Source organism: Streptomyces platensis (assembly GCF_008704855.1).
GTDB classification, from domain to species: domain Bacteria; phylum Actinomycetota; class Actinomycetes; order Streptomycetales; family Streptomycetaceae; genus Streptomyces; species Streptomyces platensis.
This window is the reverse complement of the sequence record NZ_CP023691.1, coordinates 862,599-879,765: the sequence shown is the minus strand read 5'-3', so window position 1 is coordinate 879,765 and position 17,167 is coordinate 862,599. Positions and strand designations below refer to the sequence as shown.

General features: G+C 71.7%; 14 protein-coding genes. 9 read left to right on the top strand and 5 right to left on the bottom strand.

Annotation, left to right across the window (positions count from 1 at the left end; genetic code table 11):
* Positions 1 to 158: 158 nt before the first annotated feature.
* Entirely contained in the window at positions 159 to 1,721 is a 1,563-nt protein-coding gene (locus CP981_RS03820) for a S1 family peptidase (protein WP_085923636.1), read from the bottom strand.
* A gap of 473 nt (positions 1,722 to 2,194) precedes the next feature.
* On the opposite strand from CP981_RS03820, the gene tdh reads away from it, so the two are divergent.
* The 4 genes from tdh to CP981_RS03800 all read left to right on the top strand — a co-directional run bounded on the left by tdh (position 2,195) and on the right by CP981_RS03800 (position 6,937).
* Positions 2,195 to 3,223, top strand: a complete 1,029-nt coding sequence (gene tdh / locus CP981_RS03815; protein ID WP_085923635.1) for an L-threonine 3-dehydrogenase — start codon at positions 2,195 to 2,197, stop codon at positions 3,221 to 3,223.
* Between the two features lie 67 nt (positions 3,224 to 3,290).
* Entirely contained in the window at positions 3,291 to 4,490 is a 1,200-nt protein-coding gene (locus tag CP981_RS03810) for a glycine C-acetyltransferase (protein WP_085923634.1), read from the top strand.
* A 35-nt stretch (positions 4,491 to 4,525) separates the two neighbouring features.
* Complete coding sequence (locus CP981_RS03805) at positions 4,526 to 5,434, top strand: LysR family transcriptional regulator (RefSeq protein WP_085923633.1); 909 nt, start codon at positions 4,526 to 4,528, stop codon at positions 5,432 to 5,434.
* A 144-nt stretch (positions 5,435 to 5,578) separates the two neighbouring features.
* Positions 5,579 to 6,937: a chloride channel protein gene (locus CP981_RS03800; protein ID WP_085923632.1), complete on the top strand. Its 1,359-nt coding sequence runs from the start codon at positions 5,579 to 5,581 to the stop codon at positions 6,935 to 6,937.
* Positions 6,938 to 6,960: 23 nt separating this feature from the next.
* On the opposite strand, the gene CP981_RS03795 is transcribed toward CP981_RS03800, so the two are convergent.
* From CP981_RS03795 to CP981_RS03785, 3 genes are all read right to left on the bottom strand, one after another.
* Positions 6,961 to 7,629 (bottom strand): formylglycine-generating enzyme family protein, encoded by a 669-nt coding sequence (locus CP981_RS03795; RefSeq protein ID WP_085923631.1) that lies wholly within the window; start codon positions 7,627 to 7,629, stop codon positions 6,961 to 6,963.
* 40 nt (positions 7,630 to 7,669) lie between these two features.
* The gene (locus tag CP981_RS03790) at positions 7,670 to 8,701 is read right to left on the bottom strand and encodes a PHP domain-containing protein (protein WP_085923630.1); all 1,032 of its coding nucleotides are present in this window, start codon (positions 8,699 to 8,701) and stop codon (positions 7,670 to 7,672) included.
* A 445-nt stretch (positions 8,702 to 9,146) separates the two neighbouring features.
* Positions 9,147 to 9,332 carry a hypothetical protein gene (locus CP981_RS03785; protein WP_143658843.1) on the bottom strand — a complete coding sequence of 62 codons (186 nt, stop codon included), beginning with the start codon at positions 9,330 to 9,332 and terminating at the stop codon, positions 9,147 to 9,149.
* Positions 9,333 to 9,468: 136 nt separating this feature from the next.
* Between CP981_RS03785 and CP981_RS03780 the strand changes: the two genes are divergently transcribed.
* The 5 genes from CP981_RS03780 to CP981_RS03760 all read left to right on the top strand — a co-directional run bounded on the left by CP981_RS03780 (position 9,469) and on the right by CP981_RS03760 (position 16,401).
* Positions 9,469 to 9,696 (top strand): hypothetical protein, encoded by a 228-nt coding sequence (locus tag CP981_RS03780; RefSeq protein WP_018091740.1) that lies wholly within the window; start codon positions 9,469 to 9,471, stop codon positions 9,694 to 9,696.
* A 180-nt stretch (positions 9,697 to 9,876) separates the two neighbouring features.
* Complete coding sequence (locus tag CP981_RS03775) at positions 9,877 to 10,683, top strand: HlyD family efflux transporter periplasmic adaptor subunit (protein WP_085923629.1); 807 nt, start codon at positions 9,877 to 9,879, stop codon at positions 10,681 to 10,683.
* The gene (locus tag CP981_RS03770; protein ID WP_085923628.1) at positions 10,680 to 12,965 is read left to right on the top strand and encodes an NHLP family bacteriocin export ABC transporter peptidase/permease/ATPase subunit; all 2,286 of its coding nucleotides are present in this window, start codon (positions 10,680 to 10,682) and stop codon (positions 12,963 to 12,965) included. The genes CP981_RS03775 and CP981_RS03770 overlap by 4 nt, the downstream gene beginning before the upstream one ends.
* Before the next feature lies 1 nt (position 12,966).
* Entirely contained in the window at positions 12,967 to 15,843 is a 2,877-nt protein-coding gene (locus tag CP981_RS03765) for an NHLP bacteriocin export ABC transporter permease/ATPase subunit (RefSeq protein WP_085923627.1), read from the top strand.
* A gap of 99 nt (positions 15,844 to 15,942) precedes the next feature.
* Positions 15,943 to 16,401 (top strand): cyclic nucleotide-binding domain-containing protein, encoded by a 459-nt coding sequence (locus CP981_RS03760; protein ID WP_085923626.1) that lies wholly within the window; start codon positions 15,943 to 15,945, stop codon positions 16,399 to 16,401.
* Between the two features lie 71 nt (positions 16,402 to 16,472).
* Here the strand turns inward: CP981_RS03760 and CP981_RS03755 are convergent, their stop codons facing one another.
* On the bottom strand, positions 16,473 to 17,120 hold the full coding sequence (locus CP981_RS03755) for a dihydrofolate reductase family protein (protein ID WP_085923625.1): 648 nt from the start codon (positions 17,118 to 17,120) through the stop codon (positions 16,473 to 16,475).
* Positions 17,121 to 17,167 lie beyond the last annotated feature (47 nt).

Below are 17,167 nucleotides of genomic sequence, written 5' to 3'. Positions count from 1 at the left end.
CGCCCCTGAGGAAGGGTCGGAGTAGGGCCGGTATTCTGACACCGCTCCGCAGGCGGTCGCTATGGTTCCGCCACACTCCCGCCCGTAACGCACACCGGCCCCGCCCCCTCCGTGGTGGAAGGGGAGCGGGGCCGGTCGCACAGTTGGTTCCCCGGCCGTCAGTTCAGGGCGTCACCGCCGCCCGCGCCGGGGTCCTGGGCACCCGCTCCCGGGTCCTGCGCGCCGGTACCGGGGTCCTCGGCGCCCGCACCCGGGTCGCCCGCTCCCGCACCGGCGTTGCCGGCTCCGTTTCCGGCCCCCGCGTTGCCGGCACCGTTTCCCGCACCGGCGTTGCCGCCACCCGCGGCCGCGCCGTTGCCGCCGCCCGCGCCGTTGCCGCCGGCCGCACCATTGCCGCCGGCCGCGCCGTTGTCGCCGCCGCCCGCACCGGCGTCACCGCCCCCGGCGCCGATCTCCGCACCCGTGGCCTTGAGGGCGTCGGTGACCGGCTGGAAGAAGGTCTCGCCGCCCGCGGTGCAGTCGCCGCTGCCGCCGGAGGTCAGCCCGACCGCCGAGTCGTCGGAGAACATCGCGCCGCCGCTGTCGCCGGGCTCCGCGCAGACGTCCGTCTGTATGAGGCCGTTGACGATGTCGCCGTTGCCGTAGTTCACCGTCGCGTCCAGGCCGGTGACGGTGCCGTCGTGCAGACCGGTGGTGCTGCCGGAGCGCTGCACCTTCATACCGACGGCGGCCTCCGCGGCCTTGGCGATTTCCTGGGTGCTGCCGTTGCCCAGGTCGACCGCGCTCTGCGGCTTCGCGGCGGTGTCGTCGTAGGTGACCAGCGCGAAGTCGGTCTTCGGGAACTTGGAGTCGGCCACCGTGCCCAGCGGCTGGCCGCCGCCCTGGTCCGCGGTCCAGGTCTTGGAGTCGTTGCCGCAGTGACCAGCCGTCAGGAACGCCGGGGCGCCCTTGACCGTGACGTTGAAGCCCAGCGAGCAGCGTGCGTTGCCGCCGAAGATGGCACTGCCGCCGATTGGCCCGGCGGCCTGTCCACCGTCTCCGGCACCGCCACCGCCGTCTCCGGCGCCACCGGCCGCGTCACCCGCGCCGCCCGATGCGTCTCCGGCACCCCCTGCCGCGTCACCCGCGCCGCCCGCGGAATCTCCGGCACCCCCCGCGGCGTCTCCGGCGCCACCCGCGCCGCCCGCCGCACTTCCCGCGTCCCCGCCGTCGTACCGCTTGAACTCACCCTGCGACCGCTTGACGGTCACCATGCCGTCGCCCATGCCGTTCGTGGCCTTGCTGAGGGTGGCCATCTTTGCGCCGGTGACGGTTCTGTCGGCGGTCACCACGATCTTGTTGGTCTTCGGGTCGATCGCCCAGGCGGTACCCGGCACGGCCGCGGTCTCGCGCAGCGTCTTCGCACCGGACTTCAGCGCGGTCATGCTGTTGTGCACGACCTTGGCGACGGCACCCTTGGCCTTGACGCTCGCGGCGTCGTCCTCCGACAGGACGTTCATGACCAGGTGGCCGTTGGAGCTGTCCAGGTACCAGCCCGCGCTCTGGTCCCCGAGGTCCGCCTTCAGGGACGTCGCCAGCTGCGTGGCCGAGTGGGCGCTGAGGGTCTTGGGGGCCGCCGGCTGGTCCGTGCTCGCGTTGGCGTTGGGGAGCAGGATCGCTGCGGCCGCGACGGCGGCCACACCGGCGGTGGCGATGGCGCCGGTCCGCAGGCGCTTGTTCACATGTCGGTGGCTCAATTCACTGACCTCCAGGGACGCACAGGAACGGGGCACACGGGAGGCCGCGGTGCGTCGCGCCGGCCGCCGTGTGTGGTGCTCACCCAGTCCTACGTAGCCCCGGGCGCCCCGGTCTCACGGCCACTCAAGCTGTGATGAATTCCCACGCTTGCGGTGGCGAACGTTTACACTCGCGGGCCCGCCGGAGCCACGGGGCGGTCCGGGAGCCCGTCGGCACCCGCCCTGAACTGCGCCTCCGGTGGCTCGGCCGGACGGCTGTCCGGCGCGGTATGACCCGTCTCACGTCCCGGGGGAGAGGGGCCGAAAGCCCGGTGCCGACGGGGCGTAAAGGGCAGCTGTGACCGCGCTTAAGAAAACCTCGATGGACCGCGCGGCCGAGGTACGGAAGATTCCTTGACGAAGATCGGGTGGCCGGGGCGGGCCACCCGGCAGGTCACGTACGTACGGGAGCCGCTGCGGTGAAGGCACTGGTCAAGGAAAAGACGGAGCCGGGTCTCTGGCTCATGGACGTGCCGGAGCCGGCCATCGGCCCGGGGGATGTGCTGATCAAGGTGCTGCGCACCGGCATCTGCGGCACGGATCTGCACATCCGGGCCTGGGACGGCTGGGCCCAGAAGGCCGTGACCGCCCCGCTGACCCTCGGCCATGAATTCGTCGGCGAGGTCGTGGAGACCGGCCGCGATGTGGCCGATATCAAGGCCGGTGACCTGGTCAGCGGCGAGGGCCACCTGGTCTGCGGCAAGTGCCGCAACTGTCTGGCCGGCCGCCGCCATCTGTGCCGCGCCACGGTCGGCCTCGGTGTCGGCCGGGACGGTGCCTTCGCCGAGTACGTGGCGCTGCCCGCCTCCAATGTCTGGGTGCACCGGGTCCCCGTGGACCTCGATATCGCCGCGGTCTTCGACCCGTTCGGCAACGCCGTGCACACCGCGCTGTCGTTCCCGCTGGTCGGCGAGGACGTGCTGATCACCGGCGCGGGGCCGATCGGCATCATGGCCGCGGCCGTCGCCCGGCACGCCGGCGCCCGCAATGTCATGATCACGGACGTCAGTGAGGAGCGCCTCGCGCTGGCCCGCAAGGTCGGCGTCAGCCTCGCCCTCAATGTCGCCGACGCGACCATCGCCGACGGCCAGCGCGAACTGGGCCTGCGCGAGGGCTTCGACATCGGACTGGAGATGTCCGGCCGGCCCGAGGCGATGTGCGACATGATCGCCAACATGACGCACGGCGGCCGGATCGCGGTGCTCGGCCTGCCCGCTGAGCAGTTCCCCGTGGACTGGTCCCGGATCGTCACCTCCATGATCACGATCAAGGGCATCTACGGCCGGGAGATGTTCGAGACCTGGTACGCGATGTCCGTGCTGCTCGAAGGCGGTCTCGACCTCTCGCCCGTGATCACCGGGCGCTACTCCTACCAGGACTTCGACGCCGCCTTCGACGACGCCGCCAGCGGCCGCAGCGGCAAGATCATCCTCGACTGGACTGTTTGAATTCCTGGCTCGGTTCGCTTCCCGGGCACGACAGCCTCACTCGTCTCACGCATCTCAAGGAGCCCCCATGCTCGACTCCGTCCGCAACGAACTGCGCGGCACCCTGGAGGAGATCCGCGCCGCCGGTCTGCACAAGCCCGAGCGCGTCATCGGCACCCCGCAGTCCGCGACGGTCGCGGTCACCGCCGGAGGCAACCCCGGTGAGGTCCTCAACTTCTGCGCCAACAACTACCTCGGTCTCGCCGACCACCCCGAGGTCGTCGCGGCCGCCCACGAAGCGCTCGACCGCTGGGGCTACGGCCTGGCCTCGGTCCGCTTCATCTGCGGCACCCAGGAGGTCCACAAGGAGCTGGAGCAGCGCATCTCCGGCTTCCTGGGCCAGGAGGACACCATCCTCTACTCCTCCTGCTTCGACGCCAACGGCGGAGTCTTCGAGACCCTGCTCGGCCCGGACGACGCGGTGATCTCCGACGCCCTCAACCACGCGTCCATCATCGACGGCATCCGCCTGTGCAAGGCCCGCCGCTACCGCTACGCCAACCGCGATCTGGCCGATCTGGAACGCCAGTTGAAGGAGGCGACCACGGGCGGCACCGGCCGCACCCTGATCGTCACCGACGGCGTCTTCTCCATGGACGGCTATGTGGCGCCGCTGCGCGAGATCTGCGACCTGGCCGACCAGTACGGCGCCATGGTGATGGTCGACGACTCGCACGCGGTCGGCTTCGTCGGCCCCGGCGGCCGCGGCACCCCCGAGCTGCACGGGGTCATGGACCGTGTCGACATCATCACCGGCACCCTCGGCAAGGCCCTCGGCGGCGCCTCCGGCGGCTATGTCGCGGCCCGCGCCGAGATCGTCGCCCTGCTGCGCCAGCGCTCGCGCCCGTACCTCTTCTCCAACTCGCTCGCCCCGGTGATCGCGGCCGCCTCGCTGAAGGTGCTCGACCTGCTGGAGTCGGCCGGTGACCTGCGCGAGCGGCTGCGGGCCAACACCGCGCTGTTCCGCTCGCGGATGGCCGAGGAGGGCTTCGACATCCTCCCCGGCGACCACGCCATCGCCCCCGTCATGATCGGTGACGCGGCCGAGGCGGCCCGGATGGCGGAGCTGCTCCTGGAGCGCGGCGTCTACGTCATCGGCTTCTCCTACCCCGTGGTCCCGCAGGGCCAGGCGCGGATCCGCGTCCAGCTCTCCGCCGCCCACTCCACCGAGGACGTCAACCGCGCGGTCGACGCCTTCATCGGTGCGAGGGCCGCGCTCGGGGGCTGACACCGCCCGCGGGCCGCTCCTGCGAGACTGGAAGCATGATCGAAGCACGACGGCTGCACATCCTCCGTGCGGTGGCCGACCACCGCACGGTCACCGCCGCGGCCGCCGCGCTCTATCTCACGCCCTCGGCGGTCTCCCAGCAGCTGGCCGCCCTGGAACAGGAGACCGGCCACCGTCTGGTGGAGCGCAGCGCCCGCGGCGTCCGGCTGACCGCCGCGGGCGACATCCTGCTCACCCACGCCAACGCCGTCCTGGAACAGCTGGAGCGCGCCGAGTCCGAGCTCGCCGCCTACGGCTCGGGCGAGGCGGGCACGGTGACCGTCGCGGCCTTCGCCACCGGCATCGGCCTGGTCGTCGCGCCCGCGCTCACCGCCCTCGCCCGCACCGCCCCCGGCATCCGGGTCCACGTCCAGGACGCCGAGGGCGACGCCAGCCTGCTGATGGTCCTCGACCGGCAGGTCGATGTGGCGGTGGCCGTCGAATACCGGGGCGCACCGGGCGCCGACGACCCGCGGCTGACCCGGGTCCCGCTCTACGCCGAGCCGTTCGACGCGGTCCTGCCGCCCGGCCACCGCCTCGCCGATACGGACCGGCTGGCGGTGGCCGATCTCGCCGGCGACCCCTGGATCGGCCCCTACCCCGGCAACCCCTGCCATGACGTGGTGGTCCTGGCCTGCGAATACGCCGGTTTCCAGCCGCGCCTGGAGCACACCTCCGACGACTTCCGCGCCGTCGTCGCGCTCGCCTCGGCCGCGGCGGGCGTGGCCCTCGTCCCCCGCTCGGCGCTGCGCGACATGGACCTCACCGGGGTGGTGGTCCGCCCCGTCGACGATGTGGCCCCCACCCGCCGGGTCTTCGCCGCGGTACGCCGCGGAGCCGAGGAGCACCCGCTGTTCCGCCCGGTGCTCGCCGCCCTCCGGGAGGCGGCGGCCTCGCAGGGGTAGGCAACTGCCGCCGGAGGGCCGGACCCGCCGCGTGCCCCGCCCGGCCGCGCCCGGGGTGCCCGCCCGGAGCGGCCATGGCAGGCTCGGCACCGCGGCGGCCCGGGCGGGCGCCGGGGCAGCCCCGGTTCCGAGGAGGCGAGGCGCATGTCGGTCGGCCCGGCCGGCCCGGTGGGCGGAGCACCGACCACCGCGCCGCAGGATCCCTACGCGCTGGTGCGCACCCGGGGCTATCTCAAGCTTCTGCTGGTGGCGGGCGCGATCGGCTTCCCGGTCTGCGCCGTGGCGTTCGGCTTTCTCGCGCTGGTCCACGAGCTGGAACCGCTGATCTACCAGGATCTGCCGCGGGCCCTCGGCTTCACCGGCACCCCCCTCTGGTGGCCGGTCCCGATGCTGCTGGTCGCCGGTCTCCTCGTCGGGCTGACCGTCCGTTACCTCCCCGGCGGCGGGGGCCATGAGCCGGCCGACGGGCTGGCGCTCAAGGGGGCGCCCCCGCTCTCCGCGCTCCCCGGTGTGTTCCTCGCGGCCCTGACCTCCCTCAGCTTCGGCGTGGTACTCGGCCCCGAGGCACCGCTCATCGCCCTCGGCGGCGGGCTGGCCGTGGGCGCCGTACGGCTGCTGAACCGGAACCTGCCGGCCCAGGCAGCCGCCGCGGTGGGCGCGGCCGGCAGCTTCGCGGCGATCAGCGCCCTGCTCGGTTCCCCGCTGCTGGGCGCGTTCCTGCTGATGGAGGTGTCGGGGCTGGGCGGCCCGATGCTGGGGATCGTGCTGGTGCCCGGTCTGCTGGCCTCCGGCCTGGGGGCACTGATCTTCACCGGGCTGGGGGACTGGACCGGGCTCGGCACCTACTCGCTCGCGCTGCACGACATCCCCCGGGCTGCCGGGCCGACGATCCCGGAGTTCGGCTGGGCGCTGGTCATCGGGCTGGCCGCCGGGTTCGCCGCGACCGGCATACGGCGCTCGGCGCTGTACCTCAAGGGGCATGTCGTCCGGCACCGGGTACCGGCCACGGTGGTGATGGGCCTCGTCGTGGGCGTACTGGCGATGGCGTTCGCCGCGGCCACCGGCAAGCCCGCCTCCGAGATGCTCTATTCGGGCCAGTCGGCGCTGGGGTCGCTGTTCCGGGACAGCGCCGGCTACACGGTGGGCGCGCTGCTGCTCCTCATCCTGTGCAAGGGTCTGGCGTACTGCGCGTCGCTGAGCGCCTTCCGGGGCGGCCCCATCTTCCCCGCGCTGTTCCTCGGTGCGGCGGGCGGTGTCGTGCTGTCCCACCTGCCCGGTCTGTCGCTCACCGCGGGCTTCGCGATGGGCATCGGCGCGATGTGTGTGGCCATGCTCCGGCTGCCGATGACCTCGGTGCTGCTGGCCACGCTGCTGCTGGGGAAGAGCGGTCTGACGGTGATGCCGCTGGTGATCGTCGCCGTGGTCGTCGCGTACGTGGTGGCGCTGCGCCTCACCCCGGCCACCGCGGCGGAGCTGCCGTCCACCGCACCCCGCCCCGCCTGACGGTGAGGCCGGAGCACCGCCCGTCAGAGGGAACGCGCGATACGGAAGCCCACGTCATCGATCCGGAAGGTCGGGTGGCTGCGGCGCCGCACCGAGGCCCGGCAGCTCCAGCGCTCGTCGAACCATCCGCCGCCGCGCAGCACCCGGTAGCTGCCGTAGACCTCGGCGTCGTAGACGTCCCAGCACCACTCCCACACGTTGCCCAGCATGTCGGACAGGCCCCATGCGTTGGGCTGCCGGCCGCCGACCTCGTGGATCCGCTCGTGCGAGTTGCCGCGGTGCCAGGCGATGTCGTCGAGCCGCCCGTACCGTGCCGCCGTCGTGCCGGCCCGGCAGGCGTGCTCCCACTCGGCCTCGGTCGGCAGCCGGTAGCCGTCGGCGGAGGTGTCCCACTCGATCCGTTCGGTGTCGGTGTCCAGGCGGTACGCGGGCGCCAACGCCTCCTGCGCGGACAGGGCGTTGCAGAACCGGACCGCGTCCCACCATGAGACGCCCTCGACGGGGAGGCGGTCGCCCCGCGCGCTGCTCGGACGCTCGCCGGTGACCTGTGCGTAGCGTTCCTGGGTGACCGGACAGGGCGCGAGCCGGTAGGGGGTCAGCTCGACCGGCCAACTGCGCCGCGTCCGCCGGTCCGACAGCGTGACCCGCCCCGGCGGGACGGCGACCATCTCGTACTCCGTGCGCGTGTCCATGAGGAGGCGAGCGTACCGCCCCCGCGGGGCGGGAGAGCGGTCAGCCGTGCGGGGTCCGGCCCGTCCGGGTCCAGGTGGCCAACTGGCGCTCCGTCCAGGTGTTGACGACCCGCTCCGGCGGGACGCCGCACTCCTCGGCGCGGGCGCAGCCGTAGATCTGCCAGTCCAGTTGGCCCGGTGCGTGGGCGTCGCTGTCGATGGAGAACAGGGTCCCGGTCTCCAGCGCCAGGCGGAGCAGCCGGCGCGGGGGATCGAACCGGTCGGGCCGGCAGTTGATCTCCACCGCGGTGTGGTGCTCGGCGCAGGCCGCGAAGACCTCTTCGGCGTCGAACTGCGACTCGGGGCGCAGCTTGCCGGTGATCTGCCGCCCGGTGCAGTGACCGAGCACGTCCACCAGCGGATTGCGGACCGCGGCCAGCAGCCGCCGGGTCATCGGGCCCTTCTCCATCCGCAGCTTGGAGTGCACCGAGGCGACCACCACATCGAGCTGATCCAGCAGCTCCGGCTCCTGGTCGAGTGAGCCGTCGTCGAGGATGTCGCACTCGATCCCGGTCAGCAGCCGGAACGGTGCCAGCCGCTCGTTCACCTCCGCCACCAGCGACAACTGCTGCCGCAGCCGCTCGGCGGTCAGTCCGCGGGCGACGGTGAGCCGGGGGGAGTGGTCGGTCAGTACACACCAGGTGTGGCCGAGGTCGCGGGCGGCCCGCGCCATCGTCTCGACCGGGCTGCCGCCGTCCGACCAGTCCGAGTGCAGATGGCAGTCACCGCGCAGCGCCTGACGGAGCCGCTGCCCCTGGTCCCCCTCGACCAGCGGGCCGCCCGTCTCCTCCTCAAGGTGCGTCAGATACTCCGGCCGCGCGCCCGCGAGCGCCTCCTCGATCACCCGGGTGGTCTTGGGCCCCAGCCCTTTGAGCCGCGCCAGCGAGCCGCTGCGGGCACGGGTGCGCAGCTCGTCGGCGGACAGCGCGCCGATCACCGTCGCGGCCGTACGGAACGCCTGGACGCGGTAGGTCACCGCTCCCTGCCGCTCCAGCAGAAAGGCGATCCGCTCCAGCGCCTCCACGGGCTCCACGTACGGCTCCTTCCCGGGGCGCGGCCCCGCAGCGTCGATTCTCACGGTGCCCCACCCGGTGGGCGGCTGCCACCGGGCTGCCGGTGCGGTGGTGCCAATCGCCCATTACCGACGGGTCCGAAGGCGCTCCGTTATGCGGTTATGTCCGTTGTCCGGTCACTCGATCCGTTCCTGATCCGTTTCCGCAGAAATGACATACGGATGGCGTCGATGAGTCCATTCCATACGTTCAGCACCACCAATAAGGCCCATGAACTCCGGGCGAATCGGGCGCAATTAATGCCCTGGCAACATTCGGCGCGGCTGCGTCGCAAGCGTGTGCCGGAGTTGTCTGCCCGTATCGCGCCGAGGTGCCGTAAAAATTGTCGGTCTTCAAAGAATCTGCACACCGAATGTGCAGTCGGCACACGCTGTGCCGTTTCGCATCCCTACGCTGACCTGCGGCTCAGCGGTTTGGTGACGGAATGTCCAGTTCGCCGAACGGGCGCTTGCCGAGCTCCCGGAAAAGAAACCGGAGGAGATGTGAAGAAGCTGCCACCAAGTCATGGACGGGCGTGCACGTCAGGTATTTCGACGGGGCGATATCGCCCGGATCGGCGGCTACCCGATTAGCAGCGCAACGCGCCTGCATGCTTTGATCCTTCGCACTGCGGGAGTCACCCCCCGGTTCCCGATTTCGGGAACCCGACTGCCGCTGCTGCGGCCGGGCCCCCCACCGGACGGTTCGGGCGCAGCTTTTTCGAGATATTCATCCGAAGGGAATCATCATGAACTCCACCCCCCAGGTTCAGACGCAGGAAATCTCCGACAGCGACCTGGACAACGTGTCCGGTGGCCTCGTCGGCGGCGTGGTCGGCACCGCCACCAGCACCGTTGACTCCATCGCCCCGGTCTCGGGCGCCGTGGGCACCGCCACCGGCCTGGTCGACGGTGTCGCCGGCACCGACACCGCGGGCGTCGTCGGCACCGCCACGGGCCTGGTCGCCGGTCTCTGAGCCCCTTCTGTGCCGCTGAGCGGCACAGCCGGCTTTGAACGGTGACAACGGCAGGTCGGCGCCCCCTCCTTGCCGACCTGCCGGGCCGAGTGCCCCGGAACCGCCCGGCTTCGTCCGGGCCTCCGGGGCACCGGCCGCCACCCGTCCGAACCAGATCGTTGCAGTTGAGGGAAGAGTGTCGTGCAGTTCCGCCAACAGGCCCTTTCCAAACTGCAATCGCCCGAAGAGATCGATCTTCCGGTGCGGTTCGCCCGCCCCCAGGGCTGGCTCGTGCTGACCGTCACGGTCCTCTTCGTGATCGCCGCCTGTGTATGGGCGGTGACCGGCACCGTGTCGTCCACCCTGAACGCACCCGGCATCCTCACCCACGGCCAGGGCAGCTACGTCCTCCAGAGTCCCGTCGCGGGCCAGGTCACCGCCGTCCTCGCGGAAGAGGGCAAGCGAGTGGCCGCCCACACCCCCGTCCTGAGGGTGCGTACCGCCCAGGGCACCACCGTCGTCCGTACGCTCGCCGCCGGCCGGCTGACCACGATGGTCGCCACCATCGGCTCCGTCGTCACGACCGGAGCGGATGTGGCCTCCGTGGAACGCATCGCCCGGGCCGATGACCCCCTGATGGCGACGTTGTACGTACCGGCCGGGAGCGGCGCCACCGTCCCCGTCGGCGCGTCCGTCGACCTCACCGTCCAGTCCGTGCCGACCCAGCAGTACGGCGTGCTGCGCGGCCGGGTCAAAGCGGTCGGCAGGACCGCCCAGTCCCGCCAGCGGATCAGCACTTTCCTGGGCAGCAGCCAGCTCGGCGAGGAGTTCTCGCAGCACGGCCAGCCCGTCGCGGTCCTGGTACAGCTCGACGCCGCCCCGCACAGCAAATCCGGCTACGCCTGGTCGACCTCCGACGGCCCGCCGTACGCCGTCGACTCCATGACGCCGGCCAGTGGCGCCGTCCACCTGGCCGCGCAGCACCCGATCGATTGGCTGCTGCCGTGACCGCTCCGCACGACTCCGCCGCCCCGCAGCAGCAGTTGCCGCCGCCGGTCCGCGGCCGCCGCCGCGCGGAACCCGCGTCCGGCGCGCGCCGCACCCGCCGGGCCGCGCCCGCCCCTAAGCCCAAGAAGACGAAGACCGTCCGCACCCCCACCGTCCTCCAGATGGAGGCCGTGGAGTGCGGCGCCGCCTCGCTCGCCATGGTGCTGGCCCACTACGGACGGCATGTGCCGCTCGAAGAGCTGCGGATCGCCTGCGGTGTCTCCCGCGACGGCTCGCGCGCCAGCAATCTGCTCAAGGCCGCCCGCAGCTACGGACTCCAGGCCAAGGGCATGCAGATGGAGCCGGCCGCGCTCGCCGAGGTGCAGGCGCCCGCCATCCTGTTCTGGGAGTTCAACCACTACGTCGTCTACGACGGCACGGGCCGCCGCATGGGCCGCCGCGGCGTCCACATCAACGACCCCGACAAGGGCCGCCGCTTCGTGGCGACGGAGGACTTCGACACCAGCTTCACCGGCGTCGCCCTGGTCCTCGAACCCGGCGAATCCTTCCGCAAGGGCGGCCGCAAGCCCGGCGTCCTCGGCGCCGTACCCGCCCGGATGCGCGGCACGACCGGCACCCTGCTGGCCGCGCTGCTCGCCAGCCTGCTGCTGGTCGCGGTCGGTGCGGCGGTGCCCGCGCTCAGCCGGACGTATATCGACATGTTCCTGATCGGCAACCAGACCTCGCTGCTGGGGCCGCTCTTCGCGTCGATGGCCGCCATGGTCGCGCTGACCGCCGTACTGACCGGCCTGCAACAGGCGAACCTGCTGCGCGGCCGCATCATCTCCTCCACCCTCACCAGCGCCCGCTTCCTGCGCCATCTGCTCAGACTCCCGGTCACCTTCTTCGCCCAGCGCAGCCCGGCCGACCTGGTCCAGCGGCTCCAGTCCAACGACGCGGTGGCCGAGACGCTGGCCCGTGACCTCGCCGCCGCGGGCGTGGACGGCATCGTCGTCATCCTCTACGCCTTCCTGCTGTGGACCTATGACCCCCAACTGACCGTCATCGGCGTGGGCATCGCGCTGCTCAATGTGGTCGCCATGCGGATCGTGATCCGGCTGCGGGCCACCCACACCCAGAAGCTGCGCGCCGACTCCGCGCGGCTGACCAACACCTCCTACACCGGCCTCCAGCTCATCGAGACGATGAAGGCCACCGGCGGCGAGAACGGCTACTTCCGCCGCTGGGCCGGCCAGCACGCCACCACGCTGGAGGAACAGCAACGGCTGGGCGTGCCGAGCGCCGCGCTGGCCGTGGTCGCCCCCACCCTGGCCACGCTCAACAGCGCGCTGATCCTGTGGATCGGCGGACTGCGGGCGGTCGAGGGTCATATCTCCATCGGTCTGCTCGTCGCCTTCCAGGCGCTGGTCACCCGCTTCACCGCGCCCATCACCCGGCTCAACGGAGTGGCGGGCCGGATCCAGGACTTCGCCGCCGACGTGGCGCGCCTCAAGGACGTCGAGAGCTTCCCCGTCGACACCCTCTACTCGCGCCCCGAACCGGAGGCCGACACCCGCCGGCTCAAGGGCCATGTGACGCTGGAGGAGATCACCTTCGGCTACAGCCCGCTGGACAAACCGCTGCTCACCGGCTTCTCCCTGGCCGTCGGCCCCGGCCGGCAGGTCGCTCTCGTCGGCGGCTCCGGCAGCGGCAAGTCCACCGTCTCCCGGCTGATCTCCGGCCTCTACAGCCCCTGGGAAGGCACCATCCGCATCGACGGACAGCGGCTGGAGGACCTCTCCCGCAGTGCGCTGGCTGCCTCCGTCTCCTTCGTCGACCAGGACATCTTCCTCTTCGAGGGCACGGTCCGCGACAACGTGGCGCTGTGGGACCCGTCCATCCCGGACGACGCGGTGATCGCCGCCCTCCAGGACGCCGCGCTCTACGACGAGGTGATCGCCCCCCGCCCCGACGGCATCCACAGCCGGGTCGAGCAGGACGGCCGCAACTTCTCCGGCGGGCAGCGGCAGCGGCTGGAGATCGCCCGCGCCCTGGTCCGGCGCCCCAGCATCCTGGTCCTCGACGAGGTCACCAGCGCACTGGACGCCCGGACCGAACAGATCATCATGGACAACCTGCGGCGGCGCGGCTGCGCCTGCGTCATCATCGCCCACCGGCTGAGCACGGTCCGCGACAGCGACGAGATCGTCGTCCTCGACCACGGCGTGGTCGTCGAACGCGGCCGGCACGAGGACCTGGTCGCCGCCGGGGGCCCGTACGCCGAGCTGGTCAAGGAGCACTGACGTGTCCGTACCCCCGTCCGCGGTCGTGGGACCGGGCGACACCGATGCCGTCACCTATGCGCTGGGCGGCCTCGGCACACCGGTCGACTGCGCCGGACTGCGCAGCGTTCCCCTGGAGGGCCCGCATGTGCTGTGGCTCGTCACGGGCGGCTCGCTGGATCTCTTCGCGGTCGATGCCGCCCAGGAAGGGCACTGGCACTTCCTCGGCCGCCTCGAAGCGGGCACCCTGCTGCTCGGCCCGGTCGCGGGCCCGCAGCACACCCTGCTCGGCCGGCCCTCCCAGGACTGCCTGCTGCGCCGTATCCCGCTGCGCGAACTGCCCCGCTACGAGTACGGGGAGTACGGCGACACCGGGGCCTTTCCGCAATACGGCGCGCAGGGCTACGCCGACCCCGCGTACGGCGGCCAGGGCGAGGCGCCCTCCGCGCTGGAGCACGCCTTCGCGCTGGGCACCGCCCGCAGCCTGGGCGTGCTCTTCGAGGCACCGCTCGACGGCCGCCCCGGCGACGAGGCGGTGGCCGACGACGACATCCTGTGGATGCCGGTCCCGCCCGGCACCGTGCAGTACGGCGCCTCCTACAGCGCGGAGGCGGCCGGCGATCTGCTGGTGGACCCCGAGCTGTGGCAGCAGATGGTCAATCAGCAGTACCGGCTGCTGTCCGCCGTCGACCGCTGGATCGAGCAGCTGGAGCGCGCCCACGAGGACCGTACGGCGGCCGGCATCAAGGCGGGCGAAACCGTCCGCGAGCGCGCCGACCAGGCGCTGGTGGCATCCATCGGCCGGGCCGGGCGGGGCAGTACCACGACGGACCGGACCAGCGACGACACCACCTTCGCGGTCTGCCGCAGGGTCGCCGAGGCGGCGGGTATCACGCTCACCGAGCCACCGAAGGGCGGTGCCGTCAACGACCGGATCACCCCGGTCGAACGGATCGCGGTCAGCTCGCGGATCCGGACCCGCGCGGTCCGGCTCCAGGGGCCCTGGTGGCGGACCAACACCGGGCCCCTGGTGGGCCATCGCGCCAAGTCCGGTGCGCCGGTGGCGCTGCTGTGGCGCCGCGGCCGGTACGAGGCGGTCAACCCGGTCTCCGGCCTGCGGATGCGCCTCGGCAAGGACAACGCCGACGAACTCGAACCGCGCGCCGTCATGTTCTACCGCCCGCTGCCGGAACGGCCCATGAGCCTGTGGCGGCTGATGCTCTTCAGCCTGCGCGGGACCCGGACGGACGTCCGTAATCTGGCCCTCAGCGGACTGGTGACCGTCGGCCTCGGCGCCCTCGTCCCGATCGCGACCGGCAAGGTGCTCGGGGAGTACGTACCGAGCGCCGACAAGAGCCTGATCGTGCAGGTCTCCCTGGCCGTCATGATCACCAGCGTGGTCTCCGCCGCTTTCATGCTGCTGCAGAACCTCACCGTCCTGCGGATGGAGGGCCGGATCGAGAGCACGCTCCAGCCGGCCGTGTGGGACCGGCTGCTGCGGCTGCCGACGAAGTTCTTCACCGAACGCTCCACCGGCGAGCTGGCCAGCGCCGCGATGGGCATCAGCGCCATCCGCCGGGTGCTGTCCGGACTCGGCCCGGTGGCCGTGCAGTCCACCACGATCGGCGCGATGAACCTGGTGCTGCTGCTCGTCTACAGCGTGCCGCTGGCGCTGGCGGCGGTCGCCATGCTGATCGTCATCGGTGCGGTGTTCCTCGCCATGGGCCTGTGGGAGCTGCGCTGGCAGCGGCGGCTGGTCAAGCTCGGCAACAAGCTCAACAACCAGGCGTTCCAGACTCTGCGCGGGCTGCCCAAACTGCGGGTCGCCGCGGCCGAGAGCTTCGCGTACGCGGCCTGGGCCCGCGAGTTCGCCCGCTCCCGGGAACTCCAGCAGAAGGCCGGCCGGATCAAGAATCTGACCACCGTCCTCAACGCGGTCTATCTGCCGGTCTGCTCACTCACCCTCTTCATACTGCTGGCCGGCCCGGCCCGCGGCACCATGTCGGCCGCCTCGTTCCTCACCTTCAACACCTCGGTGACCATGCTGCTGACCGCGGTCACCCAGATCACCGGCGCGTTCATCTCGGCCGCCGCCGCGATGCCGATGTTCGAGCAGATCAAGCCGGTGCTGGACGAGAAGCCGGAAGTCCGCGGGGCCAGCGCCCAGCCCGGCACCCTGTCCGGCGGCATCGAGGCCAAGAAGCTCTCGTTCCGCTACACCGACGACGGCCCGCTCGTCCTCGACGATGTCTCGCTGCGGGTCCAGCCGGGCGAGTTCGTGGCCGTCGTCGGCCCGAGCGGCTGCGGCAAGTCCACCCTGCTGCGGCTCCTCATCGGCTTCGACAAGCCGTCCTCGGGCAGTGTGCTCTACGACGGCCAGGACCTGGCCGCGCTGGACCAGGCTGCGGTGCGCCGGCAGTGCGGGGTCGTGCTCCAGAACGCCCAGCCGCTCACCGGATCGATCCTGGACTGCATCTGCGGCGCCGAGGCCTTCACTCAGGAAGAGGCCTGGGCGGCCGCCGAGATGGCGGGTCTGGCCGAGGACATCAAGCGGATGCCGATGGGCCTGCACACCATGATCTCCGGCGGTGGCGCGATCTCCGGCGGCCAGCGGCAGCGCCTGATGATCGCCCAGGCGCTGGTCCGCCGCCCGCGGATCCTGTTCTTCGACGAGGCCACCAGCGCCCTGGACAACGAGACGCAGCGCATCGTCAGCGACAGCACCCGCAAGCTCAGCGCCAGCCGGCTGGTGATCGCCCACCGGCTGTCCACGGTCATGGACGCCGACCGTGTGATCGTGATGGCGGAGGGCCGGATCGTCGAGCAGGGGGCCCCGGCCGACCTGCTCGCCGACACCGGTGGCCGGCTGCACGATCTGGTGCGGCGTCAGCTGACCTGACCGGGGCCCGGTTGCGGCCCGCCGATGCCCGGCGGGCCGAGCCGTTCCCCCGATCCCCGCAAAGCTCCGCATATCGTGCAGGCAGCGAGCGGAGGACGCATGACCATGATCGAAAATATGCTCGACGATGTGCCGCCCGACCGGCGACGGCAGCTGACCGATCTCGCCGTCGAGGTGTCGCTGCCGCGCGCCACCCGGCTCTTCGAGGAGGGCCGGCGGGCGGACCGGTTCTGGATCATCCGCAGTGGACAGGTGGTGCTCGACCAGCACGTCCCCGGGCGCCGGGCCGCGGTCGTGGAAACCCTCGGCCGTGGCGAACTGCTCGGCTGGTCCTGGATGTTCCCGCCCTATCTGTGGCACCTGGGAGCGGAGACCGTCGGCCCGGTGGACGCCGTGGAGTTCGACGCCAGGGCGATCCGCGAGCTGTGCGAAGCGGACCCCGTCCTCGGTCGGGCGATGTACCGCTATGTGGCCAAGACAGTGGCCGACCGGCTGCACGGCACCCGCACCCGGCTGCTCGATCTGTACGGCCCCCAGGGCAGCGGCCTCGACCCCTGAGGGCCGCGCACCTACGCGCTCGCCCTAGGCGCCCGCATCGGCCGTACGGACGCGCCCTGGGGGCCCTTGTCTCACTTTCGCCAGAACAGGTGGTGGGTGACGCTGCCGCTCGGGCTGGGCACGACCTCCAGGTGGAATCGGTCGAGCAGCTCCTCGGGCGAGTCCCAGAGCCGCAGTCCGGACCCCAGCGTCACCGGCGAGACCGCCACGTGCAGGGTGTCGACGAGGTCGGCGTCGAGGAACTGCCGGATGGTGGTGACCCCGCCACCGAGTCGCACGTCCTTGCCGTGCGCGGCCTCCCGTGCCTGTTCGAGGACGGCGGCCGGGTCGCCGCCGACGAAGTGGAACGTGGTGTCGGAGAGCGTGAACGAAGGACGCTCGTGGTGGGTCAGCACGAACACCGGGGTGTGGAACGGGGGCTCGTCCCCCCACCAGCCGCGCCACTCATCGTCGTGCCAGGGCCCGCGCTGCGGCCCGAACTTGTTGCGGCCCATGATCTCGGCGCCGATGTTGCGTGCGTAGTCCCGGGTGAAGTAGTCGTCGAGGCCGCGGCTGCCCCCGGGGTCGGTGCGCATGGGCCAGCTCGCCGTGGCGCCCGCCCAGGCGAACAGCTGCTCGGGAGCGACATGGCCGAACGGTCTCTCCAGGCTCTGGTCCTCACCGGCACCGATTCCGTCACTCGAGATGCTGAAGTTCTGGACTCTCAAGAGCTGGGCCACGTGTTCCTCCTGTGCTGTCGAAAACGGTGGACGATAACGGTGGGGAG